22 protein-coding genes are annotated in these 17,010 nt (G+C 73.9%); 10 read left to right on the top strand and 12 right to left on the bottom strand.

Features of this window, described 5'->3' with window-relative positions:
- Window positions 1-6: 6 nt before the first annotated feature.
- Window positions 7-780 (bottom strand): MBL fold metallo-hydrolase, encoded by a 774-nt coding sequence (locus EKG83_RS05960; protein ID WP_033433289.1) that lies wholly within the window; start codon window positions 778-780, stop codon window positions 7-9.
- A 110-nt stretch (window positions 781-890) separates the two neighbouring features.
- Between EKG83_RS05960 and EKG83_RS05955 the strand changes: the two genes are divergently transcribed.
- Both EKG83_RS05955 and EKG83_RS05950 read left to right on the top strand, forming a co-directional pair.
- The gene (locus EKG83_RS05955) at window positions 891-1,379 is read left to right on the top strand and encodes a CYTH domain-containing protein (RefSeq protein ID WP_153277905.1); all 489 of its coding nucleotides are present in this window, start codon (window positions 891-893) and stop codon (window positions 1,377-1,379) included.
- A 17-nt stretch (window positions 1,380-1,396) separates the two neighbouring features.
- Window positions 1,397-2,068, top strand: a complete 672-nt coding sequence (locus tag EKG83_RS05950; RefSeq protein ID WP_051766438.1) for a hypothetical protein — start codon at window positions 1,397-1,399, stop codon at window positions 2,066-2,068.
- Between the two features lie 20 nt (window positions 2,069-2,088).
- Here the strand turns inward: EKG83_RS05950 and EKG83_RS05945 are convergent, their stop codons facing one another.
- The gene (locus EKG83_RS05945) at window positions 2,089-2,505 is read right to left on the bottom strand and encodes a cytidine deaminase family protein (protein WP_051766439.1); all 417 of its coding nucleotides are present in this window, start codon (window positions 2,503-2,505) and stop codon (window positions 2,089-2,091) included.
- A gap of 172 nt (window positions 2,506-2,677) precedes the next feature.
- Between EKG83_RS05945 and EKG83_RS05940 the strand changes: the two genes are divergently transcribed.
- From EKG83_RS05940 to EKG83_RS47475, 3 genes are all read left to right on the top strand, one after another.
- Complete coding sequence (locus EKG83_RS05940) at window positions 2,678-3,325, top strand: polysaccharide deacetylase family protein (protein ID WP_033433292.1); 648 nt, start codon at window positions 2,678-2,680, stop codon at window positions 3,323-3,325.
- Between the two features lie 309 nt (window positions 3,326-3,634).
- The gene (locus tag EKG83_RS47480; protein ID WP_051766440.1) at window positions 3,635-3,991 is read left to right on the top strand and encodes an alpha/beta hydrolase family protein; all 357 of its coding nucleotides are present in this window, start codon (window positions 3,635-3,637) and stop codon (window positions 3,989-3,991) included.
- 25 nt (window positions 3,992-4,016) lie between these two features.
- Entirely contained in the window at window positions 4,017-4,166 is a 150-nt protein-coding gene (locus EKG83_RS47475) for a cellulose binding domain-containing protein (protein WP_248782420.1), read from the top strand.
- 72 nt (window positions 4,167-4,238) lie between these two features.
- Here the strand turns inward: EKG83_RS47475 and EKG83_RS05930 are convergent, their stop codons facing one another.
- From EKG83_RS05930 to clpS, 7 genes are all read right to left on the bottom strand, one after another.
- Window positions 4,239-5,189, bottom strand: coding sequence for a PLP-dependent cysteine synthase family protein (locus EKG83_RS05930; RefSeq protein WP_033433293.1), 951 nt, complete (start codon window positions 5,187-5,189; stop codon window positions 4,239-4,241).
- 5 nt (window positions 5,190-5,194) lie between these two features.
- The gene (locus tag EKG83_RS05925; protein ID WP_033433294.1) at window positions 5,195-5,467 is read right to left on the bottom strand and encodes a MoaD/ThiS family protein; all 273 of its coding nucleotides are present in this window, start codon (window positions 5,465-5,467) and stop codon (window positions 5,195-5,197) included.
- A 53-nt stretch (window positions 5,468-5,520) separates the two neighbouring features.
- Window positions 5,521-5,976, bottom strand: coding sequence for a Mov34/MPN/PAD-1 family protein (locus EKG83_RS05920; RefSeq protein ID WP_033433295.1), 456 nt, complete (start codon window positions 5,974-5,976; stop codon window positions 5,521-5,523).
- A 51-nt stretch (window positions 5,977-6,027) separates the two neighbouring features.
- Window positions 6,028-6,579, bottom strand: a complete 552-nt coding sequence (locus tag EKG83_RS05915; RefSeq protein WP_063741412.1) for a DUF2231 domain-containing protein — start codon at window positions 6,577-6,579, stop codon at window positions 6,028-6,030.
- Window positions 6,580-6,825: 246 nt separating this feature from the next.
- The gene (locus EKG83_RS05910; protein WP_084716821.1) at window positions 6,826-7,395 is read right to left on the bottom strand and encodes a P1 family peptidase; all 570 of its coding nucleotides are present in this window, start codon (window positions 7,393-7,395) and stop codon (window positions 6,826-6,828) included.
- 16 nt (window positions 7,396-7,411) lie between these two features.
- Window positions 7,412-7,969 carry a DUF2017 domain-containing protein gene (locus EKG83_RS05905; RefSeq protein ID WP_033433296.1) on the bottom strand — a complete coding sequence of 186 codons (558 nt, stop codon included), beginning with the start codon at window positions 7,967-7,969 and terminating at the stop codon, window positions 7,412-7,414.
- The gene (gene clpS, locus EKG83_RS05900) at window positions 7,966-8,265 is read right to left on the bottom strand and encodes an ATP-dependent Clp protease adapter ClpS (protein WP_033433297.1); all 300 of its coding nucleotides are present in this window, start codon (window positions 8,263-8,265) and stop codon (window positions 7,966-7,968) included. The genes EKG83_RS05905 and clpS overlap by 4 nt, the downstream gene beginning before the upstream one ends.
- A 78-nt stretch (window positions 8,266-8,343) precedes the next feature.
- Between clpS and EKG83_RS05895 the strand changes: the two genes are divergently transcribed.
- Together EKG83_RS05895 and EKG83_RS05890 are read left to right on the top strand one after the other, a co-directional pair.
- Complete coding sequence (locus EKG83_RS05895) at window positions 8,344-9,618, top strand: nicotinate phosphoribosyltransferase (protein WP_033433298.1); 1,275 nt, start codon at window positions 8,344-8,346, stop codon at window positions 9,616-9,618.
- Window positions 9,619-9,629: 11 nt separating this feature from the next.
- The gene (locus EKG83_RS05890) at window positions 9,630-10,199 is read left to right on the top strand and encodes an isochorismatase family protein (protein ID WP_033433299.1); all 570 of its coding nucleotides are present in this window, start codon (window positions 9,630-9,632) and stop codon (window positions 10,197-10,199) included.
- 191 nt (window positions 10,200-10,390) lie between these two features.
- Here the strand turns inward: EKG83_RS05890 and EKG83_RS05885 are convergent, their stop codons facing one another.
- Both EKG83_RS05885 and wecB read right to left on the bottom strand, forming a co-directional pair.
- Window positions 10,391-11,050, bottom strand: coding sequence for a hypothetical protein (locus EKG83_RS05885; RefSeq protein ID WP_033433300.1), 660 nt, complete (start codon window positions 11,048-11,050; stop codon window positions 10,391-10,393).
- A gap of 145 nt (window positions 11,051-11,195) precedes the next feature.
- Window positions 11,196-12,359: a non-hydrolyzing UDP-N-acetylglucosamine 2-epimerase gene (wecB, locus tag EKG83_RS05880; RefSeq protein ID WP_033433301.1), complete on the bottom strand. Its 1,164-nt coding sequence runs from the start codon at window positions 12,357-12,359 to the stop codon at window positions 11,196-11,198.
- Between the two features lie 328 nt (window positions 12,360-12,687).
- Between wecB and EKG83_RS05875 the strand changes: the two genes are divergently transcribed.
- From EKG83_RS05875 to EKG83_RS05865, 3 genes are all read left to right on the top strand, one after another.
- The gene (locus EKG83_RS05875; RefSeq protein WP_153277904.1) at window positions 12,688-12,978 is read left to right on the top strand and encodes a hypothetical protein; all 291 of its coding nucleotides are present in this window, start codon (window positions 12,688-12,690) and stop codon (window positions 12,976-12,978) included.
- A 48-nt stretch (window positions 12,979-13,026) separates the two neighbouring features.
- On the top strand, window positions 13,027-15,048 hold the full coding sequence (locus EKG83_RS05870; protein WP_033433336.1) for an ATP-dependent DNA helicase: 2,022 nt from the start codon (window positions 13,027-13,029) through the stop codon (window positions 15,046-15,048).
- Window positions 15,049-15,521: 473 nt separating this feature from the next.
- On the top strand, window positions 15,522-16,508 hold the full coding sequence (locus EKG83_RS05865) for an RICIN domain-containing protein (RefSeq protein ID WP_051766442.1): 987 nt from the start codon (window positions 15,522-15,524) through the stop codon (window positions 16,506-16,508).
- Here EKG83_RS05865 and EKG83_RS05860 read toward each other — a convergent pair.
- Complete coding sequence (locus tag EKG83_RS05860; protein WP_033433303.1) at window positions 16,505-16,999, bottom strand: hypothetical protein; 495 nt, start codon at window positions 16,997-16,999, stop codon at window positions 16,505-16,507. The genes EKG83_RS05865 and EKG83_RS05860 overlap by 4 nt on opposite strands.
- Window positions 17,000-17,010 lie beyond the last annotated feature (11 nt).

Raw genomic sequence — 17,010 nt, 5'->3', positions numbered from 1 at the left:
GCGGGGTCAGCCGACCTCGTAGACCGCGCCGGGCGCGGCCAGCACCACCGGCCCGTCGAACTCCGCGACGGCGTCGGCGAGCACGCCCTCCCGGTCCGACCACGGCAGCACGTGCGTCAGCACCAGCCGCCCCACCCCGGCGGCCGACGCCACCGCGCCCGCCTCCCGCCCGCTCATGTGCAGGTAGTCGGCCCGGCCCGCCTGCTCCCGCCACGCGGAGTCGGCCAGCAGCAGGTCGGCGCCGCGCGCCAGCTCCACCAGCTCCGGGCACGGCACGGTGTCGCCGGAGAACACCAGCGACGCGCCGCCGTGCGTGAGCCGGAACGCGTACGCCTCGCAGATGTGCCGCATCGGCGCCACCTCGATGTCCACCGGCCCCACCCGGTACGAGCCGGGTGCCAGCGGCACGAAGTCGAACGTGTCCGCCAGCCGCACCTCGGCCAGCTCGGCCAGGCTCGCGGCGTGCGCGGCGGCCAGCCGGGACGGCGCGTGCGCGGGCGCGAACACCGGCAGCCTGCGCTCGGTGACGTCGTACGGCGGCGCGGGGTGGTGGCGCCGGTGCACGGTGAGCGAGCTGAAGTCCGCGCAGTGGTCCAGGTGCAGGTGCGACAGCAGCACGGCGTCGAGGTCGAACGGGTCGCACCGCCGCATCAGCGCGCCGAACACGCCGCTGCCCAGCTCCATCACGATCCGCGCCCCGCCCGCCTCCACCAGGTAGCCCGAGGTCGGCCGGTCGGGACCGGGGGCGCTGCCGGCACACCCGAGCACCGTCAATTGCATGGCGGGAACGATAGCAGCCCGCTGACGGCAAAAATGCGGAAAGAGCGGGCGGGTAAGCTGTCAATATCAGGCGCGGATGGGTTCACTCGAATGCATCAACGGGGGTGCGGGTGGCGGTCGAGATCGAGCGGAAGTTCCTCCTCGGCGGGGAACCCGATTGGTCCGCCGTGCGTCCGGGGTCGATCCGGCGGATCGAGTTCGAACAGGTATATCTACGGGTTACCGAAGCCGGGGAGAAGCGCATCCGGCGGCGGGTCTGCGACGGCCGGGTGAGCTACGAGTACGCACGGCTGACGACCGCCCGCGACGGTGTGCGCGAGGTCGAGGAAGTCGAGATCGACGGCGCCCGGTACGACCGCCTGATGGACGACCGCGACGACTCCCGGCACGTCATCCGCAAGACGCGCACCACGTTCCCGTGGGACGATCGCCTCTACGAGGTGGACCACATCACCGATCCGGGCAGCCGGGCGTGCTGGCTGCTGGAGGTCCAGGTGACGCGCCCGGACGACGCGGTGGCGATTCCGCGATTCCTGCCGGTGGTGCGCGAGGTGACCTCCGAACCGGCATATCGCAACGCCCAGATCGCGCTGGGCTGAACGGACGGCGGGTATTGATGGAACTGCCCGAGATCGCGGGGTTCGTGGCCGACTACCGGTCGGGGAACGACTTCGCGCTGGTCGATTGCCTGCGCAGGCTGGCGGCACCGGAATTCCTCCGCCCACTGCTCGCGCGAGGCGCGACCGGTGAGGTGCCCGACCGCGCGTACCGACACCCGAACGGCTTCCTGAAGATCGTGCTGGTGAGCAACCCGGAATTCCAGCTGAGACTGCACGTGTGGCGCCCCGCACCGGAATACCCGGCGCCCACCGAGAACGTGCACAACCACCGGTGGGATTTCGCGTCGGCGGTGCTGGCGGGCGGTTACCGGTTCCAGGAGTACGTGCCGGACGCGCGGGGCGAGGACTTCCTGGGGTTCCGCTACGGCGGCCACCGCGGCACCTCGTCCTACGCCCTGGCGCCCACCGGCGACGCCCGGCTGCGGTGCACCTTCGACGCCGACCTGAGCAGCGGCAGCAGCTACCTGCTGACCTCCGACGTGCTGCACCGCGTGGTCAGCCCGGCCGACCGCACCACGGTGTCGATGATCCTCCAGGGCCCGCACAAGGACGCGCCGGTGGAGGTCTACGCCAAGCACGCCCTGCGGTCCGGCGAGGACATCACCCTCGACCCGCTGCCGCGCGAGCAGGTGGCGCGCGAGCTGGGCCACGTGCTCGACCTGCTCTGACCCGCGGCTCGTGACCCGCGCTACCCCCGCGGGTCGCGGCGGCGCTGCTCCAGCGCGGCCAGGTGCTCGGCCCAGCGGTAGGCGCGGGGCAGCAGGTCCCCGACGCCCACGACCTCGTCCTCGGCCACCAGCACCCGCACCCCCGGCACCAGGTCGGACAGCACCTGGCGGCAGCGGCCGCAGGGGACGATGACGCCCGTCGCGTCGACCGCCACGACCGACTCCAGCTCGTAGACCCCCTCGGCCGCCGCGGCGCCCAGGACGACCAGCTCCGCGCACGGCCCGCCCGCGAAGTGGAAGACGTTGAGCCCGGTGAACACCCGCCCGTCGGGCGCCCGGCCCGCCGCGGCCGCGTTGTGGTGCCGCCACCGGGTCCGGGCGCGCGCCGTCCGCAGCGCCGTGGCCAACAACTCGCGCTCCGCGTCGGTCGGCAACACGCGGGGCAGCCTACGAAAGTTTCCCGATCACCACTACGCGGCCGATCGGGTGCTTTACCAGTTGAAGCAGCTCAATAGGCCATTTGAGATCCGCAAATTCCACGAAACTCATTGTCGACGACCGCGGTGTGACAGATAGTGACGAGACCCTTCACCGTCTTGAGGAGCAACGATGCTCTGGAGAACACTGCTCGCCGCCCTGCTCGTGGCGGTCGCCGTGCCGTCCGCCACCGCCCAGGCCGCCGCCTGCAACGGTTACGTCGCGCTGACCTACGACGACGGTCCGAACGCCCAGTACACCAGGCCCCTGCTCAGCGCCCTGCGCGCGGCGGGCGCCCGGGCGACGTTCTTCGACGTGGGCAGCAACGTCCAACAGCAGCCCGGCCTGACCCGCGAGGTCGCGTCGGCCGGCATGTGGGTCGGCAACCACTCCTGGTCGCACCCGTACCTGACGAACATGAGCGCCGCGCAGGTCGCGGCCGAGCTGTCGAACACCCAGAACGCGATCCGCAGCGCCACCGGCCAGTCGCCGGTGCTGTTCCGCCCGCCGTACGGCGCGACGAACGCCACCGTGCAGGCCGAGGCCCGCAAGCTCGGCCTGACCCAGGTCACCTGGTCGATCGACTCACAGGACTGGAACGGCGCCTCCACCGACGCCATCGTGCGCGCCGCGACCGGCGCCAACGCGGGCGCGATCGTGCTCATGCACGCCGCCTACCAGACGACCGTGAACGCGGTGCCGCGGATCGTGCAGGGGCTGGCCGCCAAGAACCTGTGCCCGGGTCGGATCAACAACTACGGGCAGGTGGTGGCCCCGTGAGGAAGGCGTTGACGCCGTCGTCGCGGCGGTCGCCGCGGCGGCGGCGTTCGCGCTCGCCCTCGTCACCCCGCGGCAGGCGTCGGCCGCGGCGCTGACCGAGGTCACCAACTTCGGCGGCAACCCGAGCAACCCGCGGATGCACCCGTACGCGCCCGACCGCGCGCAGGCCCGCCCGCCGGTGCTGCCGGCCGTCCACCACTGCACCGGGTCCGGCCGGGCGTTCCACTCCGGCACGGACTTCGCGCGGCCGGCCGACCAGTACGGGTTCAGCGTGGTCTACCCGACCGCGACCCGGTCGGCCTGGCCTCGATGGTCCGCTACGCGCTCCAGCGCTACAACGGCGACACCTCGCGCGTGTTCGTCACCGGCGCCTCGTCGGGCGCGGTGTTCGCGGGCGTGCCGGCGAGCTGCTTCGCCACCACCGACGGCTCGTCGTGGAACAGCGCGTGCGCCAACGGGCAGCTCAACCGGACCCCGCGGGAGTGGGGCGACCTGGTGCGCGCGGCGTACCCCGGCCACAGCGGGGCGCGGCCCCGGGTGCCGCTGGTGCACGGCACCGACGACGACACGCTGCGCCACCCGAACTTCACCGAGGAGATCGAGCAGTGGACCGACGTCCACCGACCCGACCAGCCCGACCACCACGACCGGCAACCCGCCCGGTGACGGCCCCTGCCGCGTGGACTACGCGGTGACCGCCCGGAACGTGAGCTACAACGGCACCATCGCGTCCGGTGCCTCGCTCGCCATCGGCCTGCAGGCCAACCACACCAACCACACCGGCAACACCGGCGAGCCGGGCGCGTTCACCCTCAACGGGGCGGCCTGCGCGGTCGCCTGACCCGGGGACCGCGCGAAGGGCCCCGCACCCGGTGTCCCCCACCGGGTGCGGGGCCCTCGTCGTCCCCGGGCCTCAGGCCCAGAGGTGGCCGTCGAGCCGTTCGGACGCCTCGTCCAGGGTGCCCGAGTAGGCGCCCGTGGACAGGTACTTCCAGCCCGCGTCGCACACCACGAACGCGATGTCCGCGGACTCGCCCCGGGCCGCCGCCTTCTCCGCCACGGCCAGCGCCGCGTGCAGGATCGCGCCGGTGGAGATGCCCGCGAAGATGCCCTCCACCTCCAGCAGCTGCCGGGTGCGGCGCAGCGCGTCGTACGAGCCGACCGAGTAGCGGCCGGTCAGCACGTCCGCGTCGTAGAGCTCCGGCACGAAGCCCTCGTCGAGGTTGCGCAGGCCGTAGACCAGCTCGCCGTACCGCGGCTCGGCCGCGACGATCTGCACGTCCGGCTTCTGCTCGCGCAGGTACCGACCGACGCCGACCAGGGTGCCGGTGGTGCCCAGGCCCGCGACGAAGTGCGTGATCGTCGGCAGGTCCTTGAGCAGCTCGGGACCGGTGCCGTGGTAGTGCGCGCCGGGGTTCGCCGGGTTGCCGTACTGGTAGAGCATCACCCAGTCGGGGTTCTGCTCGGCCAGCTCCTTGGCCAGCGCCACGGCCTGGTTGGAGCCGCCGGCGGCGGGCGAGAACACGATCCGCGCGCCGTATGCCTGCAGCAGCTGCCTGCGCTCGGTGGAGGTGTTCTCCGGCATCACGCACACCAGGCCGTAGCCCTTGAGCTTGGCGGCCATGGCCAGCGAGATGCCGGTGTTGCCCGAGGTCGGCTCCAGGATCGTGCAGCCGGGCGTGAGCACGCCCGCCCGCTCCGCCTCCTCCAGCATCGCCAGCGCGGGGCGGTCCTTGATCGAGCCGGTCGGGTTGCGGTCCTCCAGCTTCGCCCACAGCCGCACGTCCTTCGACGGCGACAGCCGGGGCAGGCCCACCAGCGGCGTGCCGCCGACGGCGTCGAGCAGCGACTCGTACCGGGCCACGCGGATCAGCCGCCCGCGACGGCCGGGAGGATCGTCACGGTGTCGCCGTCCTTCACCGCTGCTTCGAGCCCGCCCGCGAAGCGCACGTCCTCGTCGTTGACGTAGACGTTGACGAAGCGGTGGAGCGCGCCCTCCTTGACCAGGCGCTGCTTGAGGCCACCGTGGTTGCTCTCCAGGTCGTCGATCACCTCGGCGAGCGTGCTGCCCGATGCCTCCACGGACTTCTGCCCCGCGGTGTGGGTGCGCAGGATCGTGGGGATGGAGACGGTGACGGCCATGCTGGAACCTCCGAGGAACCGGGTTTGGTGAAAGAGGGGCGAGGACGCTCGGCTCAGGGACAGTCGGGCGTGTCGTCGGCGCCGGTGTGGGCGAACATGTACGACTCGACGACCTCGACCGGCTCCTCGGTCACCACGCCGTCCACGATCCGGAAGGAGCGCAGCTCGTGCTCCTCGGGGTCACGGGTGGAGATGAGCACGTAGTGCGCGCCGGGCTCGCCCGCGTAGGAGACGTCCGTGCGCGACGGGTACGCCTCGGTGGCCGTGTGCGAGTGGTAGACGACGACGGGTACCTCGTCGTTGCGGTCCATCTCGCGCCACACGCGCAGCTGCTCGGCGGCGTCGAAGCGGTAGAAGGTCGGCGAGCGCTCGGCGTTGTCCATCGCGACGAAGCGCTCCGGGCGGTCGGAGCCCTCGGGGCCCGCGATGATCCCGCACGCCTCGTCCGGGTGGTCGCGACGGGCGTGCGCCACCATCGCGTCGACGAGGTCACGGCGAATCACCAGCACACCCTCATCCTACGTGGTGGCGGAAGCCGTCCCGCTTCGTGAGAAGGCCCACTAGAGGGGTTCGACCGCGGGTTCCGGCTCGACCGGCTCGCGCCCGACCCCCGCGCCCTGCGCGTAGGACAGGTGGCCGCCCAGCAGACCGCCCGCGCCGACCGCGGTGAGCCCCACCACGGACACCGCCCGCGCCACCACGCCGAAGCCGTGGCCGCGCAGCCGGAACGAGGTCAGGTAGCAGGCGGTCGCCGCCGCGTTGGCCGCGAGGTGCACGAACGCGGTGCGGCGCTGCCTCTCGTCGAGGGTGGTGTACTCGGCGAGCCCGGTCGCGATGGCGGCGGGCGCGCTGGCCAGCCCCAGCCCGATCAGCGCCCGCGCGGCCCGGCCCTCGCCCGGCAGCAGGTCGAGCACGGTCGAGGCGGCGAACATGCCGATCGGCAGCAGCACCACCGCCGGGTGCGCGGGGTGGCCGAGCGGGCGGCCGCGCAGCAGGTCGGTCACCCGGTGGCGCCGCAGCGCGGGCGGGATCACCTCCGCCAGCGCACCGGCCGCCTTGTCCAGCGCCGAACTCTCCTCAACCCACCTGAGCAGCTTCTTCACACCCGCCATGCCCACCGGGTACCCGCACCGCTCCTCTTCACCCCCGCGACCAACACCTCCCCCCGGGCGTGTCATGCCCCCACCCCGCGCGTGTCATGCGCTCAGCACCCGCGTGTCATGCCCCCAACCCGCGCGTGTCCTCCACTCAGACACCGCGAGTCCTCCACTCCGACACCGCGAGTCGAACCTCCAGACCTCGCGTGTCGAACCTCCAGGACCCCCGAGTTCGACGTTCAGGACCTCCGAGTTCGACGTTCAGGCACCCCGGGCCGCGCGTTCCAGCGCGTCCGCCGCCCACGTGCACGTGTCGTTCAACGCCCGGCCCGGCTCCCCCACCGCCAGCGCGAACACCGTCGTCGGCACCAGCACCCCGGCCCGCACGAACCCGTCCCCGGCCGCCACCGCGACCCGCCGGCACTGCGCCTGCGTCAGGTCGGCGCCCACCACCACGAGCCCCACCGCGGTCTCCCCCACGACCGCCAGCGCGTCGACCGCCTCCTCGGCGGCCGCGTCGCACGCCGCGGCACCGTCACCGCCGGCGACCAGCCCCAACGCCGCCGCCGCGGGCACGATCGGCACCACCTCGTGCGGCCGCGACCCCACCGGGAACCCGTGCCCCCGCTCGGCCAGCCACCGCACGACCCCGTCCACCGCCGCCAGCCCACCGGACGCCAGCACCACCGCGTGCACCCGCTGCACCAGCGTCGACGGGTCCAGCAGGTCCAGCTCGCGGGTGCCGACGGGCGCGCCGCGCGCGTCCACCCCGGCCACCGCGCCACCGGGCGTCAGCACCACCACGACCCCGGCGGCGCGGCCGACCAGCATCAGCACCCGACCGGCATCAGTCCATGACCGCTTCGACCAGCGTCTCCTGCACCCACGTCAACCAGTGGTAGACGCCCAGGTGCGGCGACCGCGGGTCCTCCGGCGGCAGCTCGTCCGGCATGTCCTCCTGCACGTCCAGCGCCGTGCCCAGGGCCAGCCGCACGTCGTTCAGCGCCGACAGCCACGCCTCGGCCTGCTCCAGCGCCAGCCGCACGTCACCGCCGTCCGGCGGGCACGTGTCCAGCACCACCGCCGCCACCCCGGTCTTGATGTCCAGCAGCTCGGGCTCGTGCAGCGACCGCAGCGCGTTGGCCGAGTCGACCTCGCCCGGGTCGGGCGCGTCGGGGTCCAGCCGGTGGAAGTCGGGCAGCAGCCGGCCCAGGATGGGGTCGTCCGGCGGCGTCGACGGCCCGGTGCGGATGCCGGTCAGCTCGGCCAGCTCGTCCTGCGGCGCCTCCTCGGCGCGCGCGAGCAGCATGTCCTGGATCTGGCTCACCAGGCCGCGCACGACGGCCGCCTCCTGCCGGTCGAACCGGCCGAGGACCAGGTCCCCCTGGCGGGTCCACTTCTTCACGACGAACGCTGCATGGTCGCCCAGAGCCCGGCCGCGTGCAGCTTGGCCACGTCGGCCTCCACCTTGTCCTTGGTCCCCGACGACACGATCGCCCTGCCCTTGTGGTGCACGTCCAGCATCAACTTCGTCGCGTGGTCCCGGCTGTAGCCGAAGAGCTTCTGGAACACGTACGTCACGTAGGACATCAGGTTCACCGGGTCGTTCCAGACCAGGGTCTGCCAGGGGCGGTCCTCGGTCCGGACCTCCTCGGCGACCGGCTCAACCTGCGTCCGCTCCTGTTCGACGGGCGTGGTCATACCGCCAATGGTGTCATGTTCCGGTTGGTGGTGGAGCCCACAGGTGGACCTGATCGCGCGGGCTTAGGCTCTGATCCCATGTCGACGTCCCTGTTCACCGACCACTACGAGCTCACCATGCTCGCCGCGGCGCTGCGCGACGGCACCGCGGACCGGCCGTGCGTCTTCGAGGTCTTCGCCCGGCGGCTCCCCGAGGGCAGGCGGTACGGCGTGGTCGCCGGCACGGGCAGGCTGCTCGACGCGATCGAGTCGTTCACCTTCTCCCCCGCCGAGCTGGAGCTGCTGGAGCGGACGGGCGTGGTCGACCGGGCGACGCTGGACTGGCTGGCCGACTACCGGTTCACCGGTGACGTGGACGGCTACCCCGAGGGCGAGCTGTACTTCCCGGGCTCGCCGATCCTGTCGGTGCGCGCGCCGTTCGGCGTGGGCGTGGTGCTGGAGACGCTGGCCCTGTCGATCCTCAACCACGACTCGGCGATCGCCTCGGCCGCGGCGCGCATGGTGGGCGCGGCCAACGGCAGGCGGATGATCGAGATGGGGTCGCGCCGCACGCACGAGGAGGCCGCGGTGGCCTCGGCGCGGGCCGCGTACCTGGCGGGGTTCACCGCCACGTCGAACCTGGAGGCCGCCCGCCGGTACGGCATCCCGACCGCCGGGACGTGCGCGCACGCGTTCACGCTGCTGCACGACTCGGAGGAGGCGGCGTTCCGCAGCCAGGTCGAGGCGCTGGGCGTGGACACGACCCTGCTGGTGGACACCTACGACATCACCAACGGCATCAACACCGCGGTCGAGGTCGCCGGGCCGTCGCTGGGCGCGGTGCGGATCGACTCCGGCGACCTGGGCGTGCTGGCGCGGCAGGCGCGGGACCAGCTCGACTCGCTGGGCGCGCGCAACACGCGGATCGTGGTGTCCGGCGACCTGGACGAGTACTCGATCGCGATGCTGCGGGCCGAGCCGGTGGACGCCTACGGCGTGGGCACGTCCCTGGTCACGGGCTCGGGCGCGCCGACCGCGGGCATGGTCTACAAGCTGGTCGAGGTGGACGGGCGGCCGGTGGCCAAGCGCAGCTCGCACAAGGAGTCCCGCGGTGGGCGCAAGAGCGCGCTGCGGCGGCACAAGGACACCGGGACGGCGCTGGAGGAGGTCGTGTTCCCCCACTCGGAACAGCCCGAGAAGGGTGAGCACGACCGGCTGCTGGCCGTGCCGCTGGTGCGCGGTGGACAACGCGCGGCGGGGTTGGACACCCTGGCCGAGAGCCGGGAACGGCTGCGCGCCGCCCTGGTGACGGTGCCGTGGGAGGGCCTGAAGCTGTCCCGCGGCGAACCCGCTATTCCGACGACGTTCCTGTGAAGGGGGCTTCGATGAGCAAGGCGCTGGTCGTGGTGGACGTGCAGAACGACTTCTGCGAGGGCGGCTCCCTGGCGGTCGCGGGCGGTGCGGCGGTGGCGGCGGCGATCTCCGCGCACGTGGCGGCCGGGGGTTACGACCACGTGGTGGCCACGCGCGACTACCACGTGGACCCGGGGGCGCACTTCAGCGAGGCGCCGGACTTCGTGGACACGTGGCCGGTGCACTGCGTGGCGGGTACGCCGGGGGCGTCGTTCCACCCGGAGCTGGACGTGACGGCGGTGGAGGCGGTGTTCTCCAAGGGCGCCTACGCGGCGGCGTACTCGGGGTTCGAGGGGACCTCGGGCGGCGGTGAGCGGCTGGCCGAGTGGTTGCGGGCGCGCGGGGTCGAGGAGGTGGACGTGGTGGGGATCGCCACGGACCACTGCGTGCGGGCGACGGCGCTGGACGCGGCGCGGGCCGGGTTCCGGACGTCGGTGCTGCTGGACCTGACGGCCGGGGTGGCGGCGGCCACGACCGACAACGCGCTGGCGGAGCTGGGTGCGGCGGGGGTGGCGTTGTCGGGCGCGCCGCGGGTGGGGTGAGGTTCTCGGCCCTGGATGTGGAACTCGGGGGTCCTGAACGTTCGACACGACGGGTCTGAGCGTTCGACTCGCGGTGTCTGGGTGGAGGACTCGCGGTGTCTGGGTGGAGGACACGCGGTGTCTGGGTGGAGGACACGCGCGGGGTGAGGTGGGTGGGTGGCACGCCGGGGAGGGGGACTCCCCGGCGTGGGTCAGGGGGTCGGGGAGCAGGCGGTGGTGCCGAGGGTCACCTGGCCCGTCGTGCCCGCGGCCTCGGTGAAGGTGATGCGGAGCAGGGTGAGGGCCATGCTGCCGTCGTTCTGCTCGGGGATGGCGCTGCTGTTGAAGGTGGCGACGGCCAGGACGGTGCCGTCGGCGGCCTTGACCTCGTGGTGGTGGTCGGGTGGCACCTCGTCGGGCAGGCCGGGGAAGCCCTGCAGGCCGTTGAGGGCCCAGTCGGTGCTGGTGCCGCGGTCGGTGGCGGTGCAGGTGACGCGCCACTTGCCCACGCGCAGGCGCGGGCCGCCCGCCGAGACCAGCGCGGACAGCTCGAACTCGGTGCCGGTGGCCTCGGAGGTGGTCGTGGTCGTGTCGTTCACCGGGTCGACGACCGTGGTGGTGCACGTCGACTTGCCGGGGCCGAACCGGACGCCCTGGCGGACCACCGCCTCCGACGACGCGGACGTGACGCCGTCCACCGCGCACGGGGCGAGCGTGGCGATGTCGACCTCCACGTCACCCTTGGTGAACTCGGCGGAGCCGACCGACGCGACGCCCGCCGGGGTGGCCGCCCAGGCGGGCGGCGCCGCGACCAGGCCGAGCAGGAGCGCCGCGGCGGCCGAACCGGCCCGGCGCGCTCGGATGTGGTTCATGCTGTTGCCTCCATGCCTCTGCTTGCGCATGAATATCGACGCCCCGGCGCCGCGCGTCCTCGAACCCGCCGCGAAGTCACTCGTCAGTGGCGAGCCTGATAACCGATCGAGTTTTGTGTGACCCTCAGTCACGACGCGGGTGGGGTCAGGTCGGGATGCGCACGGGCAGGGGCGCGGTGGCGAAGTCCAGCGGCAGGCCCACCAGGCGCTCCAGGGCGCTGCGCACCCGGGACGCCGCCCGGCCGTCGCCGAAGGGGTTGCGCCCCACCGGCAGCCGCAGCCGCGAGCCCAGCACCCAGCCCGCCTCGGCCAGGATGCGGATCGGGTCCGTGCCGACCAGCCACGCGCAGCCCGCGTCCACCGCGGCCACCCGCTCGGTCGCCTCGCGCAGCACCAGCACCGGTACCCCGAACGTGGGCGCCTCCTCCTGGATGCCCCCGGAGTCGGTGAGCACCAGCGCGGCCCGCCGCAGCGCCCGCACCAGGTCCGGGTAGGCCAGCGGCGCGCTCACCACGATCCGCTCGTGCCCGCCGAGCACCCGCAGCGCCGCCTCCCGCACGGCCGGTTCGGGGTGCGCGGGCAGCAGCACCCGCACGTCGGGGTGCCGGTCGGCGATCCCCCGCACCGCGCGCAGCACCCGCTCCAGCGGCGCGCCCCACGACTCGCGCCGGTGCGCGGTGACCAGCACCAGCCGCTCGGCGCGCTCGTCGAGCACCCGCTCCAGCACCGCCAGGTCGGGGTCGCGGGCGGGCAGGTCGGCGGCGGCGACCCGCCGCACGGCGTCCACCGCGGTGGTGCCGGTGACCACGACCTCCCGGTCCACCAGCCCCTCCCCGACCAGCGCGGCGGCCGCGTCGTCGGTCGGCGCGAGGTGCAGCCGCGCGATCCGGGCGATCATCTGCCGGGTGCCCTCCTCGGGGAACGGGCCGGCGAGGTCGCCGGTGCGCAGGCCGGCATCCAGGTGCGCCACGGGGATGCCGCGCCAGAACGCGGCGAGCGCGCCCGCCAGCGCGGTGGTCGCGTCGCCCTGCACCACGACGACGGCCGGGGCGCGCTCGCCCAGCACCCGGTCCAGCTCCGGCAGCAGGCCCGCCACCAGCTCGGCCGGGGTGCCGGTGGCGCGGGGCACGTCCAGCTCCACGTCCGGTCGCAGGCCGAACGCGCGCAGGGCCTGCTCGACCAGGCCGGGGTGCGGGCCGCCGTGGACGATCACCGGCCGCAGCACCGGGTGGTCGGCCAGGGCCAGCGCGACGGGCGCGACCTTCACCGCTTCGGGCCTCGTGCCCGCGAGCAGCAGGACTTCCTTCACCTTGCTCCCATCTCTCGATCCGGTGGTCCGGGCGCCCCGGCGCGCAACGGCGCGTGGTGGGGTCGGCAAGGGAACTCCCTTCTGGTGAATTCCACGTGAGCAATTGCCCCTATCGGCGGACGGCCGCCCGGATTAAGGGTTGCTGCCCGTAACGGACGATCACGTCCACTCGAATCGCCCAGCCGGTGCCACGGAGGGTGGAATAAACGGCCCTGATCGCCACTCGTTCCGGGGGTGCGGAGGGTGGTGCGCCGGTCCGATGACCATCACATAGCCCTATCGGGCGATCTTCAGGCGAGGGAGAAGGGGAACACCGGTGAGGCTTGCCGTGACCAGGACCGCTTCCCTCGACCGGGTGGTGGTCGTCACGCTGGTGGCCGCGGTGGGCCTGGTGCTCGCGTGCCGCGCCGCCGAGGTCGAGCTGTCCGGGCCGGCGCGGCGGCGCGCGGGTGCGGCGGCGGGGTGGCGCGGCAGAGCGGGGCGGGCGCGGCGGGGAGGTCCTGGATCGGCGGGGGCGCGGCGGCGCGGCGAGGCCGCGGCGGGGAGGCGGCGCAGCAGTGGTGCGCGGGATCGCGGCGGGGACGCGGCGGCGCGCGGGGCCGCGTTGTCGGGCCGGTGACCGGGTGCTCGCCCTGAACTGACGGTGCGGCCGGGTACGGTCTTCGCCGTGCCCGCCATCACCGCCATCCCCGACACCAGGACACTCCTCGCCACCGCCGTGGCGGCGGTCGGCGGAGCCGAGCGGGACGGCCAGGTCAGGATGGCCGAGGCCGTGGAGCGGGCGATCCGCACCGGCGAGCACCTGGCCGTGCAGGCGGGCACCGGCACCGGCAAGTCGCTGGCCTACCTGGTGCCCGCGCTGCGGCACGCGGTGGCCGAGGAGGCGACCGTCGTCATCTCCACCGCCACCATCGCGCTCCAGCGCCAGCTCGTCGACCGCGACCTGCCGCGGCTGGCCAAGGCGCTGAAGAAGGAGCTGGGCCGCGAACCCCGGTTCGCCATCCTCAAGGGCCGCCGCAACTACCTGTGCCTGCAGCGCCTGCACACCGGCGCGCCGGACGAGCCGGAGGAGGCGGCCCTGTTCGACCCGTTCGCGGTGTCGCGGATCGGGCGCGAGGTCAAGCGCCTGCACGAGTGGTCGTCCGACACCGAGACCGGTGACCGCGACGAGCTGGTGCCGGGCGTGAGCGAGCAGGCGTGGCGGCAGGTGTCGGTGAGCGGGCCGGAGTGCCTGGGCGTGGCCAAGTGCCCGATCGGCGCGGACTGCTTCGCCGAGCGGGCCCGGGCCGAGGCGGGCAAGGCCGACGTGGTGGTGACCAACCACGCGATGCTCGCCGTCGACGCCCTGGAGGGCTACCAGGTGCTGCCCGACCACGACGTGGTGGTCATCGACGAGGCGCACGACCTGGTCGACCGCATCACGTCGGTGGCGACCGAGGAGCTGAGCGCGTCGCTGGTGTCGACCGCGGCGCGGCGCTGCGGCCGGCTCATCGACCAGGACGTGGCCGACCGGCTGGCCGAGGCGTCCGACGGGCTGGGCATCGTGCTGGAGGACGCGCCGGCCGGGCGGCTCGACGCGCTGCCGCAGGCGCTGGCAGGCGCGCTGCGGGCGACCCGGGACGCGGCGCACGCGTGCATCACGTCGCTGGGGCCCGAGCGCAAGGAGGACGTCGAGGGCGCCACCTCGCGCAAGCTGGCGCTGTCGCTGCTGGAGGACGTGCACGACTGCGCGGCGCGCATCCTGGAGGCGTTCGACGACGACCACGACGTGGTGTGGGTGTCGGGCGACTTCGGCGACCGGGCGCCGTCGCTGCGGGTCGCGCCGCTGGGCGTGGGCGGGCTGCTGCGGGAGCGGCTGTTCGGCAAGCGGACCACGGTGCTGACCTCGGCGACGCTGACCCTGGGCGGCACGTTCGACACGCTGGCCCGGCAGTGGGGCCTGCCGGCGTCGTCGGCGTCGGTGAAGGCCGCCGGCACCGCCACGGACAAGGAGCCGCCGTCGGACCTGGGCGCGCCGCGGTGGACGGGCCTGGACGTGGGCTCGCCGTTCTCGCACGGCACCAGCGGCATCCTGTACGTGGCGCGGCACCTGCCGCCACCGGGCCGCGACGGCCTGCAGCCGTCCTACGTGGACGAGATCGAGGGCCTGGTCAACGCGGCGGGCGGGCGGGCGCTGGGCCTGTTCTCGTCGATGCGCGCGGCCAAGGCGGCCGCGGACGCGCTGCGCGACCGGCTGGAGTTCCCGGTGCTGTGCCAGGGCGACGACGCCACGGGGCAGCTGGTGAAGCGGTTCGCCGAGGACCCGCGCACGTGCCTGTTCGGGACGCTGTCGCTGTGGCAGGGCGTGGACGTGCCCGGGCCGTCGCTGCAACTGGTGGTGATGGACCGCATCCCGTTCCCCCGGCCCGACGACCCGCTCGCCTCGGCGCGGCAGAAGGCGGTCGAGTCGCGCGGCGGCAACGGGTTCCTGACCGTGGCGGCCACCCACGCGGCGCTGCTGCTGGCGCAGGGCGCGGGTCGGCTGCTGCGGTCGATGAGCGACAAGGGCGTGGTGGCGATCCTGGACCCCCGCCTGGCCACCGCCCGGTACGGCGGGTTCCTGCGGGCGTCCCTGCCGCCGTTCTGGACCACCTACGACCCCGAGGTGGTGCGGGCCGCGCTGAAGCGGTTGGACGCGGCCAACGCCTGAGGGCCCGGTACCGAGGTCCGGCCCCCGCTGGTGCGGGGACCGGACCTCCCCCCGTGCCGCCCGGTCGGGTCCGGCGTCCCGGGACTCCCCCTGCCCGGCACCGCCCGTCCCCCCTCCCGCCCGGGTCCCCGTCGTGGCCCCCGGTGGTCGTTCGCGCGCCGGCCCGATCGGGTTCGGATTTGCCGCGCGAAGGAACCGGCGATTTCCGCGGAGAATTCGGCGGGTGCTCCGACCGGGGGCCGCGTCCGGTTGCCACGCCAGTCTGTCCCGATCAACCGCGGCGTGCCAAGGGGATGCGGCCGTCCCGGACAGGACCGGGTGTCTGCGCTGGTCACAGGTTCTGTCCGAGCGGTCGGACAAGGCTCTGGACGGCGGATTGCACCCCGCTCGACGCGCCCAGTACTGATGTTCGGGTGGCGAACGTCCCCATTCGACTTGACGGAATTCGTGGTGCCGAGGAATTCGTGTCGGCCATGCGGCAGCTGAAGGAGTGGTCCGGGCTCACCCTGCGGCAGTTGGAGGAGCGGGCGGCGGCCCGCGGCGACGTCCTGGCCCGCAGCACCGCGGCCGACATCCTGCGCCGGTCCACGCTGCCCCGGCCGGCGCTGGTGGCCGCGTTCGTCCGGGCGTGCGGGGACGGGGACCGGCTGCCCGAGTGGACGCGCGCCTACGAACGGGTGATCGCCGCGGCGGTGCTGGAGCCGACCGCCGGGTCCGCGGAACCCAGGGCCACGCCCGACGACCACCCGGAGCCCGCCCCCGGGACCTCCGCCGAACCAGTCCTGTTCGCGACCTCCGCCGAACCCCGGGTCACCGCCGACCCCACCTCTCCGGCACCCCGGCCCCTCACCCGGGAGCGCCTGCTGGCCGTGGCCTTCGTGCTGGTCGTGGTCGCCGTGGTGACCAGCGTGCTCGACTTCACCGCGTTCAAGGACCAACCGATCACCAACCCCCCGGTGGGCGACCCGGCGGACACCTCGGAAACCCTGGCCCTGGCCCCCGCCGGCCACTGGGCCGGCATCCGCCCCGCCCGCACCCCCGACCTGTGCGTCACCGAGGGCCGCGACCGCGCCGGCCGCTACGACTCCGCCGTAGCGGTCCAGCGCCCCTGCGCCGAGCCCGGCCCGCGGACGTTCCTCCAGCCCGTCGCCACCGGCCTGGTCAACATCAAGTGGGAGCACCCGGAGGACAGGGGGCTGGGGTGCCTGACGGTGATGGACCACGAGCCCGCGCCGGGCCTGCTCGAACCGCAGGACAACTGCCTCGCCGACAAGGACGCGCAGTTGTTCCGGGTCGAGCGCGTGCCCGGCTCGCGCGCCTTCCGGCTGCGCCGCGCGGGCGGCGACCTGTGCCTGGCCATCGCCGACGACGAGACCGCGCCCGGCGCGGAGGTCGTGCAGCGCCCCTGCTCCGACGGCGCCGCCCAGCACTTCCTGGTCGACCTGCTGCCCGGGGCCTAGCGGAACCCGGGGGAATCCTCCGGCAGCACCACGCGGTCGACCTCCGGGTCGTAGGCGAGGACCGGGTGCCCCCCGCTGCCCTCACCGCCCATGCCCGCCCGCTTGCCCAGCCGGCGGCCGACCGCGGCCAGGAACCCGCACACGGCGTCCACCCCGGCCTGGCCCTGGAGTTCGCGCAGGTCGAAGTCGTAGTCGACGTCCTCGGCGGAGAACGGCCAGAAGTTGACCCGCACCCCCGGCGTCGGCCAGACGGCCAACAGGCCGAGCACCTCGCCGTCCTGGCGCGCGAGCAACTCCTCCGCGGTCGGCAGCGGCCCCGGGACCGGGGTCCCGCCCCGGGTGAGCTCCCATCGCCAACCGCTCGTCCGGATCAGGTCGAGCAGCGCCTGCCAGTCCTCGACCGCGGTGCCCGGCACGCACCCGTCGGGCAGCGAGCCCATCAGCTCCGGGTCGAAGAAGGGCTTGACCTCGTCCCACCGCAAGTCCGGCATGCGGGCATGGT

It is taken from the genome of Saccharothrix syringae (assembly GCF_009498035.1).
Classification (GTDB): domain Bacteria; phylum Actinomycetota; class Actinomycetes; order Mycobacteriales; family Pseudonocardiaceae; genus Actinosynnema; species Actinosynnema syringae.
The sequence above is the reverse complement of the archived record's forward strand: the minus strand, read 5'-3'. Positions and strand labels throughout refer to the sequence as shown.